Here is a 23,720-nt window from a genome sequence, read left to right on the forward strand (position 1 = left end):
TCGCCGCATGAGCGCACTCCTAAGTTCGTACCTGCCTATCGTGCTGTTCATCGCCGTGGCGATGATCGTCGGTCTGGCGCTCATCATCGCTCCGTTCCTTGTGGCCTACCGCAATCCCGACCCGGAAAAGCTTTCCGCCTATGAATGCGGGTTCAACTCGTTCGACGACGCCCGCATGAAGTTCGACATCCGCTTCTACCTGGTGTCGATCCTGTTCATCATCTTCGATCTCGAGGTCGCCTTCCTGTTCCCGTGGGCGGTGTCCTTCTCGAAGCTCGGCATGCTCGGCTTCTGGTCGATGATGGTGTTCCTGGCGGTGCTGACCATCGGTTTTGCCTATGAATGGAAAAAAGGAGCGCTGGAATGGGATTGAACGACAGTTCAGGCACCCTTGTCGCGCCGAAGCCCAAGGGCATCATCGACCCCAACACCGGCAGGCCGGTGGGGGAGGACGATCCCTTCTTTCTCGAAATCAACAATGAGCTGGCCGACAAGGGTTTTCTCGTCACCTCGACCGAGGCGCTGATCACCTGGGCGCGCAGCGGCTCGCTGATGTTCATGACCTTCGGCCTCGCCTGCTGCGCGGTCGAAATGATCCACACCTCGATGCCGCGCTATGACTCGGAGCGTTTCGGCGTCGCGCCGCGCGCATCCCCGCGCCAATCCGACATCATGATCGTCGCCGGCACGCTGACCAACAAGATGGCGCCGGCGCTGCGCAAGGTCTACGACCAGATGCCGGAGCCGCGCTACGTCATCTCGATGGGCTCCTGCGCCAATGGCGGCGGCTACTACCACTATTCCTATTCGGTGGTGCGCGGCTGCGACCGCGTCGTGCCGGTCGACATTTATGTGCCCGGCTGCCCGCCGAGCGCGGAGGCGCTGCTCTACGGCATTCTCCTTCTGCAGAAGAAGATCCGCCGCACCGGCACGATCGAACGGTGAGCCGATGACCCTGGCGTTGAACGAACTCTCCACCTATCTCGGCGAGAAGCTCTCCGGCCGCATCGGCGAAGCCGTGCTTGCCTATGGTGAGCTGACGGTTGCGGTTGAACCGGGCAACCTGATCGAGGTCGCGACCTTCCTGCGCGACGATCCGCGCTGCCAGTTCATCTCGATCATCGATGTCTGCGGAGCGGACTACCCGTCGCGCGCCAGGCGCTTCGACGTCGTCTATCACCTATTGTCGCCGAAGCAGAATGTCCGCATCAGGCTCAAGGTCCAGGCCGACGAGGAGACGCTGGTGCCGTCGCTGACCGGCGTCTATCCGGGTGCCGACTGGTTCGAGCGCGAGACCTACGACCTTTACGGCGTGCTGTTCTCGGGCCATCCGGACCTGCGCCGCATTCTCACCGACTATGGTTTCGAGGGGCATCCGCTGCGCAAGGATTTCCCGCTGACCGGTTTCGTCGAGGTGCGCTACGACGACGAGGCCAAGCGGGTGATCTACGAGCCGGTGGAATTGAAGCAGGAATTCAGAAATTTCGACTTCTTGAGCCCGTGGGAAGGAACGGATTACGTGCTTCCCGGGGATGAGAAGGCGAAGCAGTAGGGCGACCCATGGCTGAAACCTCCGTCCGCAACTTCAACATCAACTTCGGTCCGCAGCATCCTGCGGCGCATGGCGTTTTGCGCCTGGTGCTGGAGCTGGACGGCGAGGTGGTCGACCGCGTCGATCCGCATATCGGTCTGCTGCATCGCGGCACCGAGAAGCTGATCGAGGCCAAGACTTATCTGCAGGCCGTGCCCTATCTCGACCGGCTCGACTATTGCGCGCCGATGAACCAGGAGCATGCCTTCGCTCTCGCGGCCGAGCGCCTGCTCGGCATCGAGGTGCCGAAGCGCGGCCAACTGATCCGGGTGCTCTATTCCGAGATGGGCCGCATCATGTCGCACATCTTGAATGTGACGACGCAGGCCATGGACGTCGGTGCGCTGACGCCGCCGCTGTGGGGCTTCGTCGAACGCGAAAAGCTAATGGTGTTTTACGAGCGCGCCTCGGGCTCGCGCATGCATGCGGCCTATTTCCGGCCGGGCGGCGTGCACCAGGACCTGCCGCAGAAGTTGGTCGAGGACATCGGCAAGTGGATCGACCCGTTCCTGAAGTCGATCGACGATCTCGACGCGCTCTTGACCGGCAACCGCATCTTCAAGCAGCGCAATGTCGATATCGGCACGGTGTCGCTGGCCGACGCCTGGGCCTGGGGGTTTTCGGGCGTGATGGTGCGCGGCTCGGGCGCCGCCTGGGACCTGCGCAAATCGCAGCCCTATGAATGCTATTCCGAGATGGATTTCGACATTCCGATCGGCAAGAACGGCGACTGCTACGACCGTTACCTGGTGCGCATGGAAGAGATGCGCCAGTCGGCCAGGATCATGCGCCAATGCGTCGATCTCTTGCTCGGCAAGGAAAGCGCCGGCCCGGTGTCGAACCTCGACGGCAAGGTCGTGCCGCCGAAGCGCGCCGCGATGAAGCGCTCGATGGAAGCGCTGATCCATCACTTCAAGCTCTATACCGAGGGCTACCGCGTGCCGGCCGGCGAGGTCTATGCGGCCGTCGAGGCGCCGAAAGGCGAATTTGGCGTCTACCTGGTCTCCGACGGCACCAACAAGCCCTATCGCTGCAAGCTGCGCGCGCCCGGTTTTGCGCATCTGCAAGCCATGGATTTCCTGTGCCGCGGCCACATGCTGGCCGACGTCACCGCCGTGCTTGGCTCCCTCGACATCGTGTTTGGTGAGGTCGATCGCTAAATGTCAGTCCGCCGTCTTGCAGAAGCCAGCCTCCAGCCAGCCGCGTTCGCCTTCAACGAGGCGAACGCGGCGGCCGCCCAGCAGTGGATCGCCAAATACCCGAAGGGGCGCGAGCAGTCGGCGATCATCCCGTTGCTGATGATCGCGCAGGAGCAGGAAGGCTGGGTCACCAAGGCGGCGATCGAGACGATCTCGGACATGCTCGGCATGCCGCGCATCCGTGGCCTCGAAGTCGCGACCTTCTACACGCAGTACCAGCTCAACCCGGTCGGCACGCGCGCCCATATCCAAGTCTGCGGCACCACGCCCTGCATGCTGCGCGGCTCGGAAGCGCTGATGGATGTATGCAGGTCGAAAATCCATCACGACCAGTTCCATACCAACGACAAGGGCACGCTGTCGTGGGAGGAGGTCGAATGCCTCGGCGCCTGCGTCAACGCGCCGATGGTCATGATCTTCAAGGACACTTTCGAGGACCTGACGCCCGAGCGGCTGGCCGAGATTATCGATCTCTACGACGCCGGCAAGGGCGCCGAGGTGAAGCCTGGTCCGCAGAACGGCCGCCACGGATCCGAGCCGGCTACCGGGCTGACGACGCTGACCAGCGAAAAGGCGATCCTGAAGTCGACGCGCGACAAGGAAGCCAGGACGGCGGCGAAAGCCGCCAAGGAAGCTCTCGCATCGGCGCCGCCTGCAGCTTCCGCCGCAGCCCCGGCACCCGCTGCGCCGGCAAGCTCGGCGCCAGCTCCGGCCGCCTCTGGCCCGGTTGGACCGTCAAAATCCAGCAAGCCGAAGACCCATGCGGCTGAAACCAGCCCGGCGCTCAACACGCCGTCGCCGGTCAAGGTCGCCCCGGCCACCGAGAATGGCGCCAGCGTCAGGGCGCCGCGCCATTCGGCCGCCAACGCCAATCAGGCTTCTCCGGAAGTCGAGGCGGTTTCAAAGCCGCGCAGCGGGCCGAAGACCAAGGCCGAGCCGGTCACCGCTTTCAAGGCGCCGGAAACCAAGCAGCCTGTCGCCAAGACGACGAAACCTTCGCTCGACGACAAGAACCGGCCGGCCGGCATCGAGCGCCCGGCAACGGTCGACGATCTCAAGCTGATCTCAGGCGTCGGCCCGAAGATCGAAGGCACCCTGCATTCGCTGGGCATCTACACCTTCGCGCAGGTCGCCGCCTGGAAGAAAGCCGAGTGCGAATGGGTCGACGGCTATCTCAATTTCCGCGGCCGCATCGAGCGCGACGACTGGGTGAAGCAGGCCAAGGCGCTCGCCAAGGGCGGCGTCGCCGAATACATCCGCGTCTTCGGCAAGAAGCCGGTCTGAGGGACGACAAATGCTTCAGGACAAAGACCGCATCTTCACCAACATCTACGGCCTGTTCGACAAGTCGCTGGCCGGCGCGCAGTCGCGCGGCATCTGGGACGACACGCCAGGCCTCGTCGCCAAGGGCCGCGACTGGATCATCAACGAAATGAAGGCGTCGGGCCTGCGCGGGCGCGGCGGCGCCGGCTTCCCGACCGGGTTGAAGTGGTCGTTCATGCCCAAGCAGAGCGACGGACGGCCGAGCTATCTGGTCATCAACGCCGACGAATCCGAGCCCGGCACCTGCAAAGACCGCGATATCCTGCGCAACGATCCGCACACGCTGGTCGAAGGCGCGCTGGTCGCTGGCTTCGCCATGGGCGCGATCGCCGCCTACATCTATGTGCGCGGCGAGTTCATCCGCGAGCGTGAGGCGCTGCAGCGCGCCATCGACGAGGCTTACGCGGCCAAGCTGATCGGCAAGAACAACACGTCCGGCTACGACTTTGACATCTACATGCATCATGGCGCCGGCGCCTATATCTGCGGCGAGGAGACGGCGCTGCTCGAAAGCCTGGAAGGTAAGAAGGGCCAGCCGCGGCTGAAGCCGCCATTCCCGGCCAATGTCGGCCTCTATGGCTGCCCGACCACCGTCAACAACGTCGAATCGATCGCGGTGGCGCCGACCATCCTGCGCCGGGGCGCCGCCTGGTTCTCGTCCTTCGGTCGCCCGAACAATGCCGGCACCAAGCTGTTCTGCGTGTCCGGCCACGTCAACAATCCGTGCACTTTCGAAGAAGCGATGTCGATCCCGTTCCGCGAGCTGATCGAGACGCATTGCGGCGGCATCCGCGGCGGCTGGGACAATCTGCTCGCGGTCATTCCGGGCGGCGCTTCAGTGCCGCTGGTGCCGGCCGAGCAGATCATCGATGCGCCGATGGATTTCGACGCGCTGCGCGACCTGAAATCCGGGCTCGGCACGGCGGCCGTCATCGTCATGGACAAGTCGACGGATATCGTGAAGGCGATCGCCAGGCTGTCCTACTTCTACAAGCATGAGAGCTGCGGCCAGTGCACGCCGTGCCGCGAAGGCACCGGCTGGATGTGGCGGGTGATGGAGCGGCTGGTGCGCGGCGAGGCGCAGAAGCGCGAGATCGACATGCTGCTCGACGTCACCAAGCAGGTCGAGGGCCACACAATCTGCGCGCTGGGCGACGCGGCTGCCTGGCCGATCCAGGGCCTGATGCGGCATTTCCGCGGCGAGGTGGAACGCCGCATCGACGAGTTTTCGCGCAACGCGCACCGGGTCGAGCCGGTGATGGTGGCGGCGGAATAAGACTACGAAATACGGGCTTGGCCCGAAGACTGAAAAACTGGGGCGGGCATACGAAGAAACGACCAGGAGATCTCTATGGCGCCGTATTCGATACCCTATCCGTTCGTGCCTGATTTGGACCAACTCGAGAAGATGAACCAGGACCTGACCAAGATGATGCCGAAGGAGATGGCCAGCGCCGTCAACCTTCTGGCGCATCCGGTCGCGGGTGCCGCCGCGATGTCGGCGCTCAGCATCGGTCTGGCCAACCACGCCGTCGGCATGTGGATGGGCGCGTTCACCGGCGCCCTGGAGGCTTCGCAGCGCATGTTCCAGCCTTTCCTCGACGATCTCGAGGCGCAGCACGAAGCGGCCGCCAACGCCTCCAAGGCGCGCAAGGCGACCGAGACGTTGATCGCCAGGGCTCAGACCTTCGCCCAGGATGTGACCGATATAGCGGCGAACGCGACCGAGAAGGCGCTCGATGCGACCGGGGCCGATATTGTCGCCCAACCGGCCGCAACGGGGCTGATGCCCGAGGATTTCAGGCAGCCTAAGGCCGTCGACAAGCCGGCGAAGCCGTCGGACCTGAAGGCGATTTCGGGTATCGGACCGAAGCTGGAAAAGGTGCTCAACGGTCTCGGCATCTGGACCTATGGCCAGATCGCCGCCTGGACATCGGAAGAGATCGCCTGGGTGGAAGATTACCTGTCGCTCGCCGGCCGTATCGGCCGCGACAACTGGACTGCCCAGGCCGCGGCGCTCGCCGCGAAGAAGTGAATTGAAATGCCGGGCGCGGCTTCAGTCGCGCCCGGAAGGATAGATTGCGGGACATCCGCAGAGGTTTGAGGCGAATGGCAAAGCTAAAGGTCGACGGGAAAGAGATCACGGTACCCGACCATTACACGCTGCTGCAGGCGGCCGAGGACGCCGGCGCGGAAGTGCCGCGCTTCTGCTTCCACGAGCGGCTGTCGATCGCCGGCAATTGCCGCATGTGCCTGATCGAGGTGAAGGGCGGTCCGCCCAAGCCGCAGGCCTCCTGCGCCATGGGCGTGCGCGACCTGCGTCCCGGCCCGAACGGCGAGCCGCCGGAAATCTTCACCAACACGCCGATGGTCAAGAAGGCCCGCGAAGGCGTGATGGAATTCCTGTTGATCAATCATCCGCTCGATTGCCCGATCTGCGACCAGGGCGGCGAATGCGACCTGCAGGACCAGGCGATGGCCTTTGGCGTCGATTCCTCGCGCTATCATGAGAACAAGCGCGCGGTCGAGGACAAGTATATAGGCCCGCTGGTCAAGACGGTGATGAACCGCTGCATCCATTGCACGCGCTGCGTCCGCTTCACCACCGAGGTTGCCGGCATTTCCGAGCTCGGCCTGATCGGCCGCGGCGAGGATGCCGAGATCACCACCTACCTCGAACAGGCGATGACGTCGGAGCTGCAGGGCAACGTCATCGATCTGTGCCCGGTCGGCGCGCTGACCTCGAAGCCGTTCGCCTTCCAGGCGCGGCCGTGGGAACTGACCAAGACGGAATCGATCGACGTCATGGACGCAGTCGGCTCGGCGATCCGCGTCGACAGCCGCGGTCGCGAGGTGATGCGCATCCTGCCGCGCGTCAACGAGGCGGTGAACGAGGAGTGGATCTCCGACAAGACCCGCTTCATCTGGGACGGCCTGCGCACGCAGCGCCTAGACCGCCCTTACGTGCGCAAGAACGGCAGGCTCGTTTCGGCAAGCTGGGCGGAAGCCTTCGCGGCGATCAAGGACGAGGTTGCAAAGACCGCGCCCGAGCGGATCGGCGCCATCGCCGGCGATCTCGCCGCGGTCGAGGAAATCTACGCGCTCAAGCTGCTGATGGCCGCGCTCGGCTCGAAGAACATCGACTGCCGCCAGGATGGCGCAGCGCTCGACCCGTCGCTCGGCCGCGCCAGCTATATCTTCAACCCGACCATCGAAGGCATCGAGCAGGCCGATGCGGTGCTGATCATCGGCGCCAATCCGCGCTTCGAGGCCTCGGTGCTCAACGCCCGCATCCGCAAGCGCTGGCGCGTCGGCAATCTGCCGGTCGGCGTCATCGGCGAGATCGGCGATACACGCTACGACTATGAGCTGATCGGCGCCGGCCCGGAATCGCTCAAAGACCTTGCCGACGGCAACGGCAAGTTCTTCGAGGTGCTGAGCAAGGCCACGCATCCGCTGATCATCGTGGGCCAGGGCGCGCTGGCGCGCACCGACGGCGCAGCGGTGCTCGGCCAGGCAGCCAGGCTCGCGGCTGCCGTCAACGCGGTCACAGCCGAGTGGAACGGCTTTGCGGTGCTGCACAACGCAGCGGCAAGAGTCGGCGGCCTCGATGTCGGCTTCGTGCCGGGCGAGGGCGGCAAGAACGTCGCCGGCATGTTGGGCGAGACCGATGTGCTCTTCCTGCTCGGCGCCGACGAGATCGACATGGCCAAGACCGGCGGCGCCTTCGTCGTCTATATCGGCACGCATGGCGATGCCGGCGCGCACCGCGCCAATGTCATCCTGCCGGCCGCGGCCTATACCGAGAAGTCGGGCACCTATGTCAACACGGAAGGCCGCGTGCAGCAGACCAACCGCGCCGGCTTCGCCCCTGGCGAGGCGCGCGAGGACTGGGCGATCCTGCGGGCGCTCTCCGACGTGCTCGGCAAGAAGCTGCCCTTCGATTCGCTGGCGCAGCTGCGTGCCAAGCTCTATGGCGAATTTCCGCATCTCGCCCGCATCGATCAGGTGCAGGCGGGCAGCGGCGACGACATCGCCAAGGTGGCGAAGCTCGGCGGCCGGCTTAACAAGGGCACGTTCACCTCGCCGGTGAAGGATTTTTATCTCACCAACCCGATCGCGCGGGCGTCGGCCGTGATGGCCGAATGCTCGGCGCTGGCCAAGAGCGGCTTCAAGCAGGCGGCGGAATAAGCATGGACACCTTCCTCTCCTTCTATGTGCTGCCGACGCTGCTGATCCTGTTGAAGTCGGTCGTGCTGATCGTCGTGCTTCTGATCGGCGTCGCCTATCTGCTTTATGCCGACCGCAAGATCTGGGCGGCGGTGCAATTGCGGCGTGGGCCGAACGTCGTCGGTCCGTGGGGAACGCTGCAGGCCTTTGCCGACCTTCTGAAATTCGTCTTCAAGGAGCCGGTGATCCCGTCGGGCGCCAACAAGGGCGTGTTCCTTCTGGCGCCGCTGGTGTCAGCGGTGCTGGCGATTTCGGCCTGGGCTGTCATCCCGGTCAACGAGGGATGGGCGATCGCCAACATCAATGTCGGCATCCTCTATGTCTTCGCCATCTCCTCGCTCGAGGTCTATGGCGTGATCATGGGCGGCTGGGCATCGAACTCGAAATACCCGTTCCTCGGCGCGTTGCGCTCGGCCGCGCAGATGGTGTCCTACGAAGTCTCGATCGGCTTCGTCATCGTCACCGTGCTGCTCACCGTCGGCTCGCTCAACCTCTCCGACATCGTCATGTCGCAGCAGGACGGTCTCGGCACGCGGCTCGGCCTGCCCAACACCTTCCTCGACTGGCACTGGCTGTCGCTGTTGCCGATGTTCGTGGTGTTCTTCATTTCCGCGCTTGCCGAGACGAACCGGCCGCCCTTCGACCTAGTGGAAGCGGAATCGGAACTCGTCGCCGGTCATATGGTCGAATATTCGTCGACGCCGTTCCTGCTCTTCTTCCTCGGCGAGTATGTCGCCGTCGTCCTGATGTGCGCGCTGGCGACCGTCCTGTTCCTCGGCGGCTGGCTGCCGCCGTTCAACTTCGCGCCCTTCACCTGGATACCTGGGGTGATCTGGTTCGTGCTGAAGATCTGCCTGATGTTCTTCATGTTCTCCATGGTGAAGGCTTTTGTGCCGCGCTACCGCTACGACCAGCTGATGCGGCTGGGCTGGAAGGTGTTCCTGCCGATTTCGCTGTTCATGGTCGTCGCCACCGCGGCCTTCCTCAAGATCACGGGGTTTGCGTGATGTCCGCTCTGGCCCAGGCCGCAAAATCGCTGCTGCTGAAGGATTTCGTCAGCGCCTTCTTCCTGTCGATGCGCCAATTCTTCGCACCGAAGGAAACGATCAACTATCCGCATGAGAAGGGGCCGATCAGCCCGCGTTTCCGCGGCGAGCATGCGCTGCGCCGCTATCCGAACGGCGAGGAACGCTGCATCGCCTGCAAGCTCTGCGAGGCGATCTGCCCGGCGCAGGCGATCACCATCGAGGCCGGCCCGCGCCGCAATGACGGCACGCGCCGCACCGTGCGCTACGACATCGACATGGTGAAGTGCATCTATTGCGGCTTCTGCCAGGAAGCCTGCCCGGTCGACGCCATCGTCGAAGGGCCGAATTTCGAATTCGCGACCGAGACGCGCGAGGAGCTCTACTACAATAAGGAAAAGCTGCTCGCGAACGGCGATCGCTGGGAGCGTGAGCTGGCGCGCAACATCGCGCTGGATGCGCCGTATAGGTGATTAGCGTGCTTCTCCCCGTTTACGGGAGAAGATGCCGGCAGGCAGATGAGGGGCGGCGCCAGCTTCTGGAAACTTGGCGTACCCCTCATCCGGCCCTTTGGGCCACCTTCTCCCCGTAAACGGGGAGAAAGAACAAGAAAGTGGACGGCGCAACGTCGTCCGTCTAAGGAACACGCGGTTTCGAACCGGAGGCGGGTCGGAGTCGGAATTTGGAACCCGGGGGAACCCATGCTGAGTGGACTAGAGGCGGCCTTTTTCTACCTCTTCGCCTTTATCGCCGTGGCGTCGGCCTTCATGGTCATTTCGTCGCGCAATCCCGTGCATTCGGTGCTCTTCCTGATCCTCACCTTCTTCAACTCCGCTGGCCTTTTCATGCTGACCGGCGCCGAGTTCCTGGCGATGATCCTGCTGGTCGTCTATGTCGGCGCGGTTATGGTGCTGTTCCTGTTCGTCGTCATGATGCTCGACGTCGACTTCGCCGAGATGAAAGAGGGCGCGCTGCAATACGCGCCGATCGGCGCGCTGGTCGGGCTGATCTTGGCGGCCGAGCTGATCGTCGTGCTCGGCGGCTACACATTCGCACCGCAGCTCGCCTCGACGGTCGCCAAGGCAACGCCGGATCTCGCCACGCGCTCCAACACGGCGGCGCTCGGCGACATCCTCTACACGGACTACCTCTATTATTTCCAGATTTCCGGCCTTGTGCTGCTGGTCGCCATGATCGGCGCCATTGTCTTGACACTGCGCCATAAGGAAGGCGTCAAGCGGCAGTCGATCGCCGCGCAGGTCGCCCGCACGCCGGCGACGGGCATGGAAATCCGCAAGGTCAAATCGGGCGAGGGTATCTGAGATGGTCGTCGGCATTGCACATTACCTGACCGTATCGGCGATCCTGTTCACGCTCGGCGTGTTCGGCATCTTCCTGAACCGTCGCAACATCATCGTCATCCTGATGTCGATCGAGCTCATCCTGCTTGCGGTCAACATCAACTTCGTCGCTTTCTCGGCGGCGCTGCATGACCTCGTCGGACAGGTCTTTGCCCTGTTCGTGCTGACGGTCGCAGCCGCTGAAGCCGCGATCGGTCTTGCCATTCTTGTCGTCTTCTTCCGCAACCGCGGCTCGATCGCGGTCGAAGACGTGAGCGCGATGAAGGGTTGACGGGAACCATCATGTATCAGGCTATCGTCTTCCTTCCGCTGCTCGGCTTCCTGATTGTCGGCCTGTTCGGCAATTCGCTCGGCGCCAAGGCTTCCGAATACATCACCTCCGGCTTCCTGGTGATCGCGGCGGTGCTGTCGTGGGTTGCCTTCTTCACCGTCGGCTTCGGCCATGGCGAGGTGTTCACCGTGCCGGTGCTGCGCTGGATCCAGTCGGGCGGTATCGATGCTTCCTGGGCGCTCAGGATCGATACGCTGACGGTGGTTATGCTGGTCGTCGTCAACACCGTGTCGGCGCTGGTCCATATCTACTCGATCGGCTACATGCACTACGATCCGAACCGGCCGCGTTTCTTCGCCTATCTGTCGCTGTTCACCTTCGCGATGCTGATGCTGGTGACCGCCGACAATCTCATCCAGATGTTCTTCGGCTGGGAGGGCGTCGGTCTCGCCTCGTATCTCTTGATCGGCTTCTGGTACAAGAAGCCGTCGGCCAATGCCGCCGCCATCAAGGCTTTCGTCGTCAACCGCGTCGGCGACTTCGGCTTCGCGCTCGGCATCTTCGGCGTGTTCGTGCTGTTCGGCTCGGTCAATCTGAGCACCGTGTTCGCCAATGCCGCATCCTTCCTGCCGGCCGAAGGCGCGCCGGCGGGTGCTGCCGTGCTCACTTTCCTTGGCCAAGCGCTCGACAAACAGACGGCGCTGACGGTGGTCTGCCTGCTGCTCTTCATGGGCGCCATGGGCAAGTCGGCGCAGGTGCCGCTGCACACTTGGCTGCCGGACGCGATGGAAGGCCCGACGCCGGTCTCCGCGCTCATCCACGCGGCGACCATGGTGACCGCCGGCGTGTTCATGCTGGCGAGGCTTTCGCCGCTGTTCGAGCTGTCGCATTCGGCGCTGACCGTCGTCACTTTTATCGGCGCATTCACCGCCTTCTTTGCGGCGACCGTCGGCCTCGTCCAGAACGACATCAAGCGCGTCATCGCCTATTCGACCTGCTCGCAGCTCGGCTACATGTTCGTGGCGCTCGGGGTCGGCGCCTATGGCGCGGCGATCTTTCACCTTTTCACGCACGCCTTCTTTAAGGCGCTGCTGTTCCTCGGCTCCGGCTCGGTCATCCATGCCGTGTCCGACGAGCAGGACATGCGCAAGATGGGCGGCCTGCGCAGGCTCATCCCGGCGACCTACTGGATGATGATCGTCGGCACGCTGGCGCTGACCGGCGTCGGCATTCCGGCAACGGTGATCGGCACTGCCGGCTTCTTCTCCAAGGACGCCATCATCGCGACCTCCTTCGCCAGCCACAATGCGGTCGCCGGCTTCGCCTTTATCCTGCTGGTGGTCGCCGCCTGCTTCACCAGCTTCTATTCCTGGCGGCTGATCTTCATGACCTTCCACGGCGAGCCGCGCGCCAGCCACGAGGTCATGCACCATGTCCACGAATCGCCGCCGGTGATGCTGGTGCCGCTCTATGTGCTGGCCGCCGGCGCGCTGTTTGCCGGTATCATCTTCCACGGCGCCTTCATCGGCGAGGGTTACGCCGAATTCTGGAAGGCTTCGCTGTTCACGCTGCCGGAAAACCACATCCTGCATGAGATCCACGAATTGCCGCTCTGGGTAGAGCTCGCCCCGTTCGTCGCCATGCTGATTGGCCTCGCGGTGGCCTGGAAATTCTATATTCGCTCGCCGGAACTTCCCCGAAGCGTCGCCGCCAATCATCGCCTGCTTTATGCGTTCCTGCTCAACAAGTGGTATTTCGACGAGCTCTACGACTTCCTGTTCGTGCGGCCGGCGAAGCGCCTCGGCAGGTTCCTGTGGAAGACCGGAGACGGCGCCGTCATCGACGGCCTCGGCCCCGACGGCATCTCGGCGCGCGTCGTCGACGTCACCAACAGGGTCGTCAAGCTGCAGACCGGCTATCTCTACCACTATGCCTTCGCCATGCTGATCGGCGTGGCCGCTCTCGTCACCTGGATGATGCTCTGATGACCGACTGGCCAATCCTCTCGCTGGTCACCTTCCTGCCGCTGGTTGGTGTTCTGCTCATCCTGTTCATCAGCGACGACAGCGAAAACGCGCGCCGCAACATCCGCGCGATCGCCTTCATCACGACGGCGTTCACCTTCGTCATCTCGCTGTTCATCTGGACGGGCTTCGACAATTCGCAGGCCGGCTTCCAGTTCGTCGAGAAGCGCGCCTGGCTGGATTCAGGCATTTCCTACCACATGGGCGTCGACGGCATCTCGATGCTGTTCGTCATCCTGACCACCTTCCTGATGCCGCTTTGCATACTGGCCTCCTGGGATGCGATCGAGAAGCGGGTCAAGGCCTATATGATCGCCTTCCTGATCCTCGAGACGCTGATGATCGGCGTGTTCTGCGCGCTCGACATCGTGCTGTTCTACGTCTTCTTCGAGGCTGGCCTGATTCCGATGTTCATCATCATCGGCGTCTGGGGCGGCAAGCGGCGCGTCTATGCCTCGTTCAAGTTCTTCCTCTACACGCTCGCCGGCTCGGTACTGATGCTGCTCGCCATCATGGCGATGTTCTTCCAGTCGGGCACTACCGACATTCCGACGCTTCTGACGCATAATTTCCCGGCCAACATGCAGACTTGGCTGTGGCTCGCCTTCTTCGCCTCCTTCGCGGTGAAGATGCCGATGTGGCCGGTGCATACCTGGCTGCCGGACGCCCACGTTGAGGCGCCGACCGCCGGTTCGGTGATCCTGGCCGGCATCCTGCTGAAGATGGGCGGGTACGGCTTCCTGCGCTTCTCGCTGCCGATGTTCCCGGAGGCGTCGGCGATGTTCGCGCCGCTGGTGTTCACGCTCTCGGTCGTCGCCATCATCTACACCTCGCTGGTGGCGCTGATGCAGGAGGACATGAAGAAGCTGATCGCCTATTCGTCGGTCGCCCATATGGGCTTCGTCACCATGGGCATCTTCGCGATGAACCAGGAAGGCGTGCAGGGCGCGATCTTCCAGATGCTCAGCCACGGCCTCGTCTCGGGCGCGCTGTTCCTGTGCGTCGGCGTCATCTACGACCGTATGCATACGCGCGAAATCGACGCCTATGGCGGTCTCGTCAACAACATGCCGAAATACGCCACCGTGTTCATGATCTTCACCATGGCCAATGTCGGCCTTCCCGGCACCAGCGGCTTCATCGGCGAGTTCCTGACCATGCTCGGCGTGTTCAAGGTCAACACCTGGGTGGCGTTCTTCGCCGCCACCGGCGTCATCCTGTCGGCGGCCTACGCGCTGTGGCTCTATCGCCGGGTGATCTTCGGCGCACTGACCAAGGATAGCCTGAAGAACCTGCTCGACCTTTCGCCGCGCGAGAAGGCGATCGTCTACCCGCTGGTGGTGCTGGTCATCTTCTTCGGCGTCTACCCGGCGCCGGTGTTCGACGCGACGGCCCAGTCGGTCAAGACGCTCGTAACCAACGTCACCGCATCCATCAATTCCGCGCAGACCGCGGCGGCGAACTGACTGGGGAATAGACCATGACGCCGGACCTTCTCTCCAGCCTTTCGCTCTCGACGCCGGAGCTGATCCTCGCCGTCGGTGCGCTGGCGCTCCTGATGATCGGGGCCTATTCGCGCTCCAACAGCACCATGACCGTGACCGGCCTGGCCGTCCTCGTGCTGGTGGTGACCGGCCTCTGGCTTGGCTTCTCCGGCACGCAAGGCGCTGCTTATGGCGGCGCCTTCGTGCAGGATTCCTTCAGCGCCTTCATGAAGATGCTGGCGCTGATCGGATCGGCGGTGACGCTCGTCATGTCGATGCGCTTTGCGCGCCGGGAGCATTTCGACAAGTTCGAATTCCCGGTTCTGGTGTTGCTCTGCACGCTCGGCATGATGCTGATGATTTCGGCCAACGGCATGATCGGGCTTTATCTCGGGCTCGAGCTGCAGTCGCTGGCGATCTATGTGCTGGCGGCGATCAACCGCGACAATCTGCGCTCGACCGAAGCCGGCCTGAAATACTTCGTCCTCGGCGCGCTGTCGTCGGGCATGCTGCTCTACGGCATCAGCCTCGTTTACGGCTACACCGGCAATACCGGCTTCCAGGAAATCGCGGCGGCGCTTGGCAGCGGCGAGCGCCAGCTCGGCCTCGTCTTCGGCCTGGTGTTCGTGCTGGCAGGCCTCGCCTTCAAGATCTCGGCCGTGCCGTTCCACATGTGGACGCCGGACGTCTATGAGGGCGCGCCGACGCCGATCACCGCCTTCCTGGCAGCCGCCCCGAAAATGGCGGCGATGGCGCTGATCGTGCGCGTCACCATGGGCGCCTTCAAGCCGATTGCCTCGGACTGGCAGCAGATCGTCGTCTTCATCTCGATCGCCTCGATGGCGCTTGGCGCCTTCGCGGCTATCGGCCAGACCAACATCAAGCGCCTGATGGCCTATTCCTCGATCGGCCATATGGGCTATGCGCTGGTCGGCCTTGCCGCAAACAGCCAGGCCGGCGTGCGCGGCGTCGCCATCTACATGCTGATCTATCTGGTGATGACGCTCGGCACCTTTGCCTTCATCCTGGCCATGCGGCGCAAGGAAGGCAATGTCGAGCAGATCAGCGATCTTTCCGGTCTCGCCTCGACCAATCCGATCATGGCCACCATCCTCACCGTCCTGATGTTCTCGCTGGCCGGCATTCCGCCGCTCGCCGGCTTCTGGGGGAAGTGGTACGTGTTCCTCGCCGCCATCAACGCGCATCTCTACGCGCTGGCGATCATCGGCGTGCTGGCCTCGGTGGTGGGCGCCTATTATTACCTGCGCATCATCAAGATCATGTGGTTCGACGAGCCGGTCGGCGGTTTCGTGCCGATGGCCAGCGAGCTGCGCCTCGTCCTCGGCGTCAGCGGCGCCTTCGTGCTGTTCTATGTGCTGATCGGCGGGCCGATCGGCAGCTATGCCGAAGCCGCTGCGAAGACCTTCTTCTGACGGGATGGCATTTCGGCTGGCTCCAACCGCGGCGTCGGAGGGGTTCCGGCTCGAGGCGCATGACAGCGTCGGCTCGACCAACGCGCTGGCGCTGGAACACGCGCGCGCCGGCGATCCCGGCAAGCTCTGGGTCGTTTCGAAGAAGCAGGAGAGCGGCCGCGGCCGGCGTGGCCGCGCCTGGGCAACGCCGGAGGGCAATCTCGCGGCGACGCTGCTTCTGGTTCCGGGTGGCGAGCTCCGGCTTGCCGCGACGCTCGGCTTTGTCGCCGGGCTTGCGCTGGCCGACGCGCTCGACGCCGTAGTGCCGAAGGGCCGGATCGCCGTCGCCGTCGACGGCGCGAGCCAGGGCCGCAACCGCTTCGAATTGAAATGGCCGAACGACGTGCTGGCGTCGGGCGCCAAGCTTGCTGGCATCCTGTTGGAATCGGCGATGCTCGATGGCGGCCGCTTTGCCGTCGCCATCGGTATCGGCGTCAATGTCGTGGCTTACCCTGAGGATTTGCCTTATCCGGCGATGTCGCTGCAGGCGCTGGGCGCGACTTGCGATGCCGAAACGCTGTTCCTGGCGCTTTCGGATGCCTGGAGCGAGTATGCCAGGCTGTGGGATGACGGGCGCGGGCTCGATGCTATCAGGAAGCGCTGGCTTGCCCGCGCGGCAGGGCTCGGCGGCGAGGTTGCTGTCAGAATTGACGGCAATGTGGTGCGCGGCGTCTTCGAAACCATTGACGAGGACTGCCGTTTTGTGATCCGCGACGATGAGGGATCGGTTTTGACGATCGCGGCCGGCGACGTGCATTTCGGCGCGGTCGCCTCGGCCCGGGCATAATTTTGTTCTGTGCAATTCCGGACGGAAAGCGGTGACACGCTTTTCCCGGGTTTGTGCCAACGGCTTGGCCAAAGCGGCCAGGAAGGAAAGAATTGATGGCGAATAGAGAAAACGCCGAGCTCGTCTTCGCGCCGCTGGGCGGCGTCGGCGAGATCGGCATGAACTTCGCCCTTTACGGCTATGGGCCTGCAGACGCGCGCGAATGGATCATCGTCGATGTCGGCGTCACCTTTCCGGACTCGGCACATCCCGGCGTTGATCTCATCCTGCCCGATACGCGTTTCATCGAGGAGAATATCGACGGCCTGCGCGGCATCGTCATCACCCATGCGCATGAGGATCATTACGGGGCGCTGCTCGATATCTGGCCGAAGCTTAAGGTCCCGGTCTGGATGACGCCGTTCACCGCCGGCCTGCTCGAAGCCAAGCGACAGGGCGAGCAGGGCGCGCCGAAGATCCCGGCGTCGATCTACCGGGCCGGCGAGAAATTCACCATCGGACCTTTCGAGATCGAGGCCATTCCAGTGGCGCATTCGATTCCCGAGCCGATGTCGCTGGCGATCACCACGCCCGCCGGCACCGTGATCCACACCGGCGACTGGAAGATAGACCCGGCGCCGACGATCGGCCCGAAGACCGACGAGGCGCGTTTCCGCGCCTATGGCGACAAGGGCGTGCTGGCGCTGATCTGCGATTCCACCAACGCGCTGAGGGAAGGGGAGTCGCCGTCGGAAGTCGCTGTCGGCGAAGGCCTCAAGGGTGTCATTGAGAGCGCGAAGGGGCGCGTCGCGGTCACGACCTTCTCCTCCAATGTCGGGCGTATCGTCTCGATCGCCAAGGCGGCACGCGATGCCGGCCGGCAATGCCTCGTGCTCGGCCGATCGCTGAAGCGTGTTATCGATGTGGCGGGCGAGCTCGGCTACATGGACGGGCTGCCGGAGTTCATCGCCGAGGAGGACTATGGCTATATCCCGCGCGAGAACCTGGTGATCATCTGCACCGGCAGCCAGGGCGAGCCGCTGGCGGCGCTGGCAAAGCTTTCACGCGACGAGATGAAGTCGGTGGCGCTGACGGCCGGCGACACGGTGGTGTTTTCCTCGCGCACCATTCCCGGCAACGAGAAGGGAATCCTCGAGATCAAGAACCGGCTGATCGATCTCGGCATGAAGATCATCGAGGACGGCGACGCGCTGGTGCATGTCTCCGGCCACCCGCGCCGCAGCGAATTGCGCAAGATGTATGAATGGGTGCGGCCACAGATCGGCGTTCCCGTGCATGGCGAGGCGGCGCATCTGGTGGCGCAGGGCTCGCTGATGTCGACGTCGGGCATCGGCCAGGTGGCGCAGGTGCGCGACGGCGACATGCTGAGGCTCTGGCCAGGGCCGGCGACGATCATCGATCAGGTGCCGTTCGGGCGGCTCTACAAGGATGGCTCGCTGATCGGCACCGACCAGGCGATGGGCATACGCGACCGCCGCAAGCTTTCCTTCGCCGGGCATGTCGCGGTCAACGTCGTGCTCGACGACAAATATGAGCTTGCCGGCGACCCCGACCTGGTGGCGATCGGCGTCGCCGAGGCGGATGCCCGCGGCGAGACGCTGGAGGATCTGATGCTCGATGCGGCAATCGGCGCGGTGGACTCCATTCCGCGTCAGCGCCGAAAAGACCTCGACCTGGTGCAGGAGGCGGTGCGCCGCGCAGTGCGCGGCGCCGCCAACGAAGCCTGGGGCAAGAAGCCGCTGGTGACGGTGTTTGTTACGAGATGAGGGAGTAGGCAGTAGGGACTAGGCAGTAGACAATAGGAAAGGCGATTGCTTTTTAGCTCGCCAAATTTGCTTCTTCTCTACTGCCTACTGCCTACTGCCTACTGCCTACTGCCTACTGCCTACTGCCTACTGCCTGAGGAAACCGCCGATGCTTGGACGCCTGAACCATGTCGCGCTTGCCGTGCCGGATCTGGCCGCGGCAATGGCCGCCTATCGCGATACGCTGGGCGCGCGGCTGAGCGAGCCGCAGGCGCTGCCGGAGCATGGTGTGAGCGTGGCGTTCATCGATGTCGGCAACACCAAGATCGAGTTGCTGGAGCCACTGGGCGAGGCATCGCCCATCGCCGCGTTCCTCGAGAAGAACCCTTCGGGCGGCATGCATCACGTCTGCTATGAGGTCGACGATATCCTGGCCGCTCGCGATCATTTGAAGCAAAGCGGCGCGCGTGTGCTTGGCGACGGCAATCCAAAGATCGGCGCGCATGGCAAGCCGGTGCTGTTCCTGCATCCCAAGGATTTCTTCGGCACGCTGGTCGAACTGGAGCAGGCATGAACTGGATCCTGTTCGCCGCGCTGTTCTTCGTCACCTGGTGGCTGGTGCTGTTCGTCGTCCTTCCGTTCAGCCTGCGCACCCAGGACGACGACCAGGATGTCACGCTCGGCACCGTTTCCAGCGCACCGCGCGGCCCGCACATGCTGCGCGCCTTCGTCCGCGCGACGATCGTAACGGTGGTCGTGATGGGCATTCTCTACGGCCTGACGATGGGCCTGGGATTCAGCTTCGACGATATCATGCGGATCATGCCGGACTTTAGTCCGAATGCCCATCACTGACGCTGACGATACAGTCTCCCCAAGTATTAAGCAGCATACGCGCGCCAAGGTTGAATTCGGAAGCCGGCTTCCGAATTCAACGGCTAACCGTGGCTGACGCCGTTTGGCAGATGATCGCGCTAAGCAGATGATTGCACAAAAAAAATGCAAGGCACAAGGCCTTGCAATTTAAACGCGTCCGATCCGTTTCCGGTGTCCGGCGGCAGCGAGTTACCGCGCCTAGATCGCATCCTCCCAAGACTTTGACCGCGTAGGAGAGCAGATTTTTCTCCGCCCTCTCGGTTATCGGCGCACACTAGACCAAGGCAGGTGAAAATGTCACGAAGAATTTTGCCTCGAAACAGGCAATATCGTGCTGCACTGCACAATAGTGCGGCAGGGCTTGCTTGTGAATCGATCAAAAAGCCATTTGCGGCACTTTGCAGCCAAAATCGCCTTTTTGGTAAGGTGCAGAAGGCCCGATACTTTGGGGCACTCGGGTTTCCATTCGGCCATGAAATGGCTATGAAGCCCGGGCAAGCAGCCTCGGTTGCGCCGATTCCCCGCGCCGCCATTTTCACTCACGGACCAGTCCATGCGTTTGTCGCGCTATTTCCTGCCCATCCTCAAAGAAAATCCCCGCGAGGCCGAGATCGTCTCGCACCGGCTGATGCTGCGCGCCGGCATGATCCGCCAGCAGGGGCAGGGCAGCTTTTCGTGGCTGCCATTGGGCAAGCGCGTGCTGGACAAGGTCTGCCAGATCATCCGCGAGGAACAGAACCGCGCCGGCGCGCTGGAAATCCTGATGCCGACCATCCAGTCGGCGGATCTGTGGCGCGAAAGCGGCCGTTACAACGACTACGGCAAGGAGATGCTGCGCATCAAGGACCGCCAGGACCGCGACATGCTCTACGGGCCGACCAACGAAGAGATGGTCACCGAGATTTTTCGCGCCTATGTGAAGTCCTACAAGGACCTGCCGCTCAACCTCTACCACATCCAATGGAAGTTCCGCGACGAGGTGCGCCCTCGCTTCGGCGTCATGCGCAGCAGAGAGTTCCTGATGAAGGACGCCTATTCCTTCGACCTCGATTTCGAGGGCGCCAAGGCCGCCTACAACCGTATGTTCGTCTCCTACCTCAGGACGTTTACACGTATGGGCCTGCAGGCCATTCCAATGCGCGCCGACACCGGTCCGATCGGCGGCGATCTCAGCCATGAGTTCATCATCCTGGCCGAGACCGGTGAGAGCCAGGTGTTCTGCGACCGCGCCTATCTCACCCTCGACGTGCCGGGCGCCGGCACCAACTTCTCCGACGACGCCGAGATCGGCGACATCGTGAAGAAGTGGACGACGCCTTATGCCGCCACCGACGAGATGCATGACGAGGCGGCCTGGGCGAACGTTCCGCCAAGCGAGCAGGTCTCGGCGCGCGGCATAGAGGTCGGCCACATCTTCCACTTCGGCGAGAAATACTCCAAGCCGATGAACGCCAAGGTGACCGGCCCCGACGGCAAAGACCATTACGCCTCGGGCGGCTCCTACGGCATCGGTCCGTCGCGCCTGGTCGCGGCGATCATCGAGGCCAGCCATGACGAGAACGGCATCATCTGGCCGGAAGCGGTGGCGCCCTTCGACATCGGCCTGATCAACATGAAGGTCGGCGACGGCGAATGCGACCGCGTCTGCGACGAGCTCTATACGGCGCTTAACGCAGCCGGCAAGGACGTGCTTTATGACGACACCGACCAGCGTCCCGGCGGCAAGTTCGCCACCGCCGACCTGATCGGCCTGCCGTGGCAGGTGATCGTCGGTCCGCGTGGCGTGGCCGCGGGCGAGATCGAGATCAAGAACCGCAGGTCGGGCGAGCGCGAGACGCTGCCGATCGCCGAGGCCAAGCAACGCCTGGGTATCGCCGCATGAACGAGGCGGCGGCAGCGGCCAGGTCAGCGGCGGGCGCTTTCTCCGGCTTCGAGCGCATGGTGGCGTGGCGCTATCTGCGCTCGCGCCGCAAGGAGACGGTGATCTCGGTCATCGCCTCGATCTCCTTTCTCGGCATCATGCTCGGCGTCGCGACGTTGATCGTCGTCATGGCCGTGATGAACGGTTTCCGCGCCGAGTTGCTGACCCGCATCCTCGGCGTCAACGGCCATCTCATCGTGCAGCCGCTCGATTCGCCGCTGGAGGATTACGCCCAGGTGGCGAGTCGCATCAACGGTGTTTCGGGCGTCAAATACGCCATCCCGCTGATCGACGGCCAGGTCCTGGCGCAAGGCAATGTCGGCGGCGGCACGGGCGCCTTGGTGCGCGGCATCCGCGGCGAGGACCTCGGCAAGATTTCGATCGTCGCCAGCAACATCAAGCAGGGCACGCTCGACGGTTTCGACACCGGCGACGGCGTGGCGATCGGCAAGCGCATGGCCGAAAGTCTCGGGCTGGTGCTCGGCGACACGATCACGCTGATCTCGCCGGACGGCGACGTGACGCCGCTCGGCACCACGCCGCGCATGAAGGGCTACAAGGTGGCGGCAATCTTCGAGGTCGGCATGTCGGAATATGACAGCTCGATCGTCTATATGCCGTTCTCGGAAGCGCAGCTCTATTTCAACATGGACGGGCGAGCCCAGACCATCGAGATCTATGTCGACAATCCCGACAATGTCGACGCGCTGAAGCCCCTGGTCGAGCAGGCGGCGCAGCGGCCGGTCGACCTCGTCGACTGGCGACAGCGCAACGAGACCTTCTTCTCGGCGCTGCAGGTCGAGCGCAACGTCATGTTCATGATCCTGACGCTGATCGTGCTGGTGGCGGCGCTCAACATCATTTCCGGCCTCATCATGCTGGTGAAGGACAAGGGCCACGACATCGCCATCCTGCGCACGATGGGCGCCTCGCGCGGCGCGATCCTGCGCATCTTTCTGATGACGGGCGCGGCGATCGGCGTCACCGGGACGATCGCCGGCGTGCTGCTCGGCGTGGTCATCTGCCTCAACATCGAATCGATCCGCCAGTTCTTCTCCTGGATGACCGGCAGGATCCTGTTCAATCCCGAGCTCTATTTCCTCAGCCAGTTGCCGGCGAAGATGGATCCGCGCGAGACCACCTATGTCGTCATCATGGCGCTTGGCCTGTCGTTCCTCGCGACGGTGTTCCCGGCCTGGCGGGCCGCCCGGCTCGATCCCGTCGAAGCCTTGAGGTACGAATGATGGCCGAGGCCATTATCGAGTTGAAGGGCGTCGAGCGGCACTACGTCCAAGGGCCGCGCAAGCTCACCATTCTGAACGGCGCCGACTTTTCGCTCAGGCGCGGCGAGATGGTGGCGCTGGTGGCGCCGTCGGGCACCGGCAAATCCACCCTTTTGCACACGGCGGGGCTATTGGAGCGGCCCGATGCGGGCGACGTGATCCTCGCCGGCCGTGCGTGCGGACGGCTGTCGGACGAGGAGCGCACCGCGATCCGCCGCAACGACGTCGGCTTCGTCTATCAGTTCCATCATTTGCTGCCGGAGTTCTCGGCGCTCGAGAACATCATGATGCCGCAGCTGATCAAGGGGCTCGGCCGCAAGGAAGCCTCCGAGCGGGCGGCGCAGCTCCTCGACTATATGCAGATCGGCAAGCGAGCGCAGCACCGGCCGGCCGAGCTTTCCGGCGGCGAGCAGCAGCGCGTCGCCATTGCCCGCGCGGTCGCCAACGCGCCGCTGGTGCTGCTGGCCGACGAGCCAACCGGCAATCTCGATCCGGTCACCGCCTCCTATGTGTTCGATGCGCTGGAGGCGCTGGTCAGGCAATCGGGCCTCGCGGCGCTGATCGCCACCCACAACCATGAGCTCGCTGGACGTATGGACCGGCGCGTGACGTTGGCCGAGGGGAAGGTCGTGCCGCTATAGGCCAATGTCGTCATCCTAGGGCGAAGCTTCGCGAAGCGGAGCGAAGACCCTAGGATCCATTCCGTTACCTCTGCCGAAGAATGCGACGCCGCAGAGGGGGCAGAGGGGCTTTTAGAAGCCTTGTTCCGCACCGTAGCGAAGCATCAATCTCACGGAATGGATTCTAGGGTCTGCGCGCGTCGCTTCGCTCCTTGCTCCGCTCTAGAATGACGAAGCCATCGGCGTGTTGACTAATCGCAAACGGCTGCGGTGTGCCCGCGGAGCAAGGCCCTCAACCTTTCCTTAACCCTGCCCAAACGGATCGCCCGAAATCAATCTGGCACGCCTCCGATGGTCGTTGACATTCGAACAAAATTAGAACAAATTACGAACATAGCAACAACAGGAGAGAGTTATGAGCGATCTTGTTCAGGACGTCGTTTCACTGGTTTGCATGAGCACCTTTCTCGTTTCCATGGCGATCTGGATCGGCGCCATGTGATCAGGA

General features: G+C 63.4%; 22 protein-coding genes. All 22 read left to right on the top strand.

Features of this window, described 5'->3' with window-relative positions; genetic code table 11:
* Positions 1-7: 7 nt before the first annotated feature.
* The 22 genes from LB520_RS00885 to LB520_RS00990 all read left to right on the top strand — a co-directional run bounded on the left by LB520_RS00885 (position 8) and on the right by LB520_RS00990 (position 23,233).
* A complete protein-coding gene (locus tag LB520_RS00885; protein WP_042643187.1) occupies positions 8-373 on the top strand; it encodes an NADH-quinone oxidoreductase subunit A in 366 nt (121 codons plus the stop codon).
* Entirely contained in the window at positions 364-945 is a 582-nt protein-coding gene (locus tag LB520_RS00890) for a NuoB/complex I 20 kDa subunit family protein (RefSeq protein WP_015317338.1), read from the top strand. Before LB520_RS00885 ends, LB520_RS00890 begins: the two co-directional genes overlap by 10 nt.
* 4 nt (positions 946-949) lie before the next feature.
* A complete protein-coding gene (locus LB520_RS00895; protein ID WP_224636078.1) occupies positions 950-1,552 on the top strand; it encodes an NADH-quinone oxidoreductase subunit C in 603 nt (200 codons plus the stop codon).
* An 8-nt stretch (positions 1,553-1,560) separates the two neighbouring features.
* Positions 1,561-2,751: an NADH-quinone oxidoreductase subunit D gene (locus tag LB520_RS00900; RefSeq protein ID WP_224522764.1), complete on the top strand. Its 1,191-nt coding sequence runs from the start codon at positions 1,561-1,563 to the stop codon at positions 2,749-2,751.
* Positions 2,752-4,074, top strand: coding sequence for an NADH-quinone oxidoreductase subunit E (locus tag LB520_RS00905; RefSeq protein ID WP_224636079.1), 1,323 nt, complete (start codon positions 2,752-2,754; stop codon positions 4,072-4,074). It abuts the gene before it with no gap.
* Positions 4,075-4,084: 10 nt separating this feature from the next.
* Positions 4,085-5,389 (top strand): NADH-quinone oxidoreductase subunit NuoF, encoded by a 1,305-nt coding sequence (gene nuoF, locus LB520_RS00910; RefSeq protein ID WP_095764862.1) that lies wholly within the window; start codon positions 4,085-4,087, stop codon positions 5,387-5,389.
* A gap of 75 nt (positions 5,390-5,464) precedes the next feature.
* A complete protein-coding gene (locus tag LB520_RS00915; protein WP_095764863.1) occupies positions 5,465-6,148 on the top strand; it encodes an NADH-ubiquinone dehydrogenase in 684 nt (227 codons plus the stop codon).
* A 74-nt stretch (positions 6,149-6,222) separates the two neighbouring features.
* Positions 6,223-8,304 (top strand): NADH-quinone oxidoreductase subunit NuoG, encoded by a 2,082-nt coding sequence (nuoG, locus tag LB520_RS00920; RefSeq protein WP_224636080.1) that lies wholly within the window; start codon positions 6,223-6,225, stop codon positions 8,302-8,304.
* 2 nt (positions 8,305-8,306) lie between these two features.
* On the top strand, positions 8,307-9,350 hold the full coding sequence (gene nuoH, locus LB520_RS00925) for an NADH-quinone oxidoreductase subunit NuoH (protein ID WP_224636082.1): 1,044 nt from the start codon (positions 8,307-8,309) through the stop codon (positions 9,348-9,350).
* The gene (gene nuoI, locus LB520_RS00930) at positions 9,350-9,841 is read left to right on the top strand and encodes an NADH-quinone oxidoreductase subunit NuoI (protein WP_095764866.1); all 492 of its coding nucleotides are present in this window, start codon (positions 9,350-9,352) and stop codon (positions 9,839-9,841) included. Before nuoH ends, nuoI begins: the two co-directional genes overlap by 1 nt.
* Before the next feature lie 228 nt (positions 9,842-10,069).
* The gene (locus LB520_RS00935) at positions 10,070-10,690 is read left to right on the top strand and encodes an NADH-quinone oxidoreductase subunit J (RefSeq protein ID WP_224636083.1); all 621 of its coding nucleotides are present in this window, start codon (positions 10,070-10,072) and stop codon (positions 10,688-10,690) included.
* A gap of 1 nt (position 10,691) precedes the next feature.
* Positions 10,692-11,000 (top strand): NADH-quinone oxidoreductase subunit NuoK, encoded by a 309-nt coding sequence (gene nuoK / locus LB520_RS00940; protein WP_027168992.1) that lies wholly within the window; start codon positions 10,692-10,694, stop codon positions 10,998-11,000.
* An 11-nt stretch (positions 11,001-11,011) separates the two neighbouring features.
* Positions 11,012-12,985, top strand: a complete 1,974-nt coding sequence (nuoL, locus tag LB520_RS00945; protein WP_140839938.1) for an NADH-quinone oxidoreductase subunit L — start codon at positions 11,012-11,014, stop codon at positions 12,983-12,985.
* Positions 12,985-14,490: an NADH-quinone oxidoreductase subunit M gene (locus LB520_RS00950; RefSeq protein ID WP_224626060.1), complete on the top strand. Its 1,506-nt coding sequence runs from the start codon at positions 12,985-12,987 to the stop codon at positions 14,488-14,490. The genes nuoL and LB520_RS00950 overlap by 1 nt, the downstream gene beginning before the upstream one ends.
* Positions 14,491-14,504: 14 nt before the next feature.
* Complete coding sequence (gene nuoN, locus LB520_RS00955; RefSeq protein ID WP_224636084.1) at positions 14,505-15,941, top strand: NADH-quinone oxidoreductase subunit NuoN; 1,437 nt, start codon at positions 14,505-14,507, stop codon at positions 15,939-15,941.
* Positions 15,942-15,945: 4 nt separating this feature from the next.
* A complete protein-coding gene (locus LB520_RS00960; protein ID WP_224636085.1) occupies positions 15,946-16,767 on the top strand; it encodes a biotin--[acetyl-CoA-carboxylase] ligase in 822 nt (273 codons plus the stop codon).
* 95 nt (positions 16,768-16,862) lie between these two features.
* Positions 16,863-18,533 carry a ribonuclease J gene (locus LB520_RS00965; protein ID WP_224636087.1) on the top strand — a complete coding sequence of 557 codons (1,671 nt, stop codon included), beginning with the start codon at positions 16,863-16,865 and terminating at the stop codon, positions 18,531-18,533.
* Between the two features lie 148 nt (positions 18,534-18,681).
* Positions 18,682-19,086 carry a methylmalonyl-CoA epimerase gene (gene mce / locus LB520_RS00970; RefSeq protein ID WP_224545462.1) on the top strand — a complete coding sequence of 135 codons (405 nt, stop codon included), beginning with the start codon at positions 18,682-18,684 and terminating at the stop codon, positions 19,084-19,086.
* Positions 19,083-19,367, top strand: coding sequence for a DUF1467 family protein (locus LB520_RS00975; protein ID WP_224636088.1), 285 nt, complete (start codon positions 19,083-19,085; stop codon positions 19,365-19,367). The genes mce and LB520_RS00975 overlap by 4 nt, the downstream gene beginning before the upstream one ends.
* Positions 19,368-19,941: 574 nt before the next feature.
* A complete protein-coding gene (proS, locus tag LB520_RS00980) occupies positions 19,942-21,270 on the top strand; it encodes a proline--tRNA ligase (protein ID WP_224636090.1) in 1,329 nt (442 codons plus the stop codon).
* Positions 21,267-22,553 carry a lipoprotein-releasing ABC transporter permease subunit gene (locus LB520_RS00985; RefSeq protein WP_140839951.1) on the top strand — a complete coding sequence of 429 codons (1,287 nt, stop codon included), beginning with the start codon at positions 21,267-21,269 and terminating at the stop codon, positions 22,551-22,553. Before proS ends, LB520_RS00985 begins: the two co-directional genes overlap by 4 nt.
* Positions 22,550-23,233 carry an ABC transporter ATP-binding protein gene (locus LB520_RS00990; protein WP_181164814.1) on the top strand — a complete coding sequence of 228 codons (684 nt, stop codon included), beginning with the start codon at positions 22,550-22,552 and terminating at the stop codon, positions 23,231-23,233. Before LB520_RS00985 ends, LB520_RS00990 begins: the two co-directional genes overlap by 4 nt.
* Positions 23,234-23,720: the final 487 nt, after the last annotated feature.

The sequence above is a fragment of the Mesorhizobium sp. CA12 genome, assembly GCF_020165255.1.
In the GTDB taxonomy this organism is placed as follows: Bacteria; Pseudomonadota; Alphaproteobacteria; order Rhizobiales; family Rhizobiaceae; genus Mesorhizobium.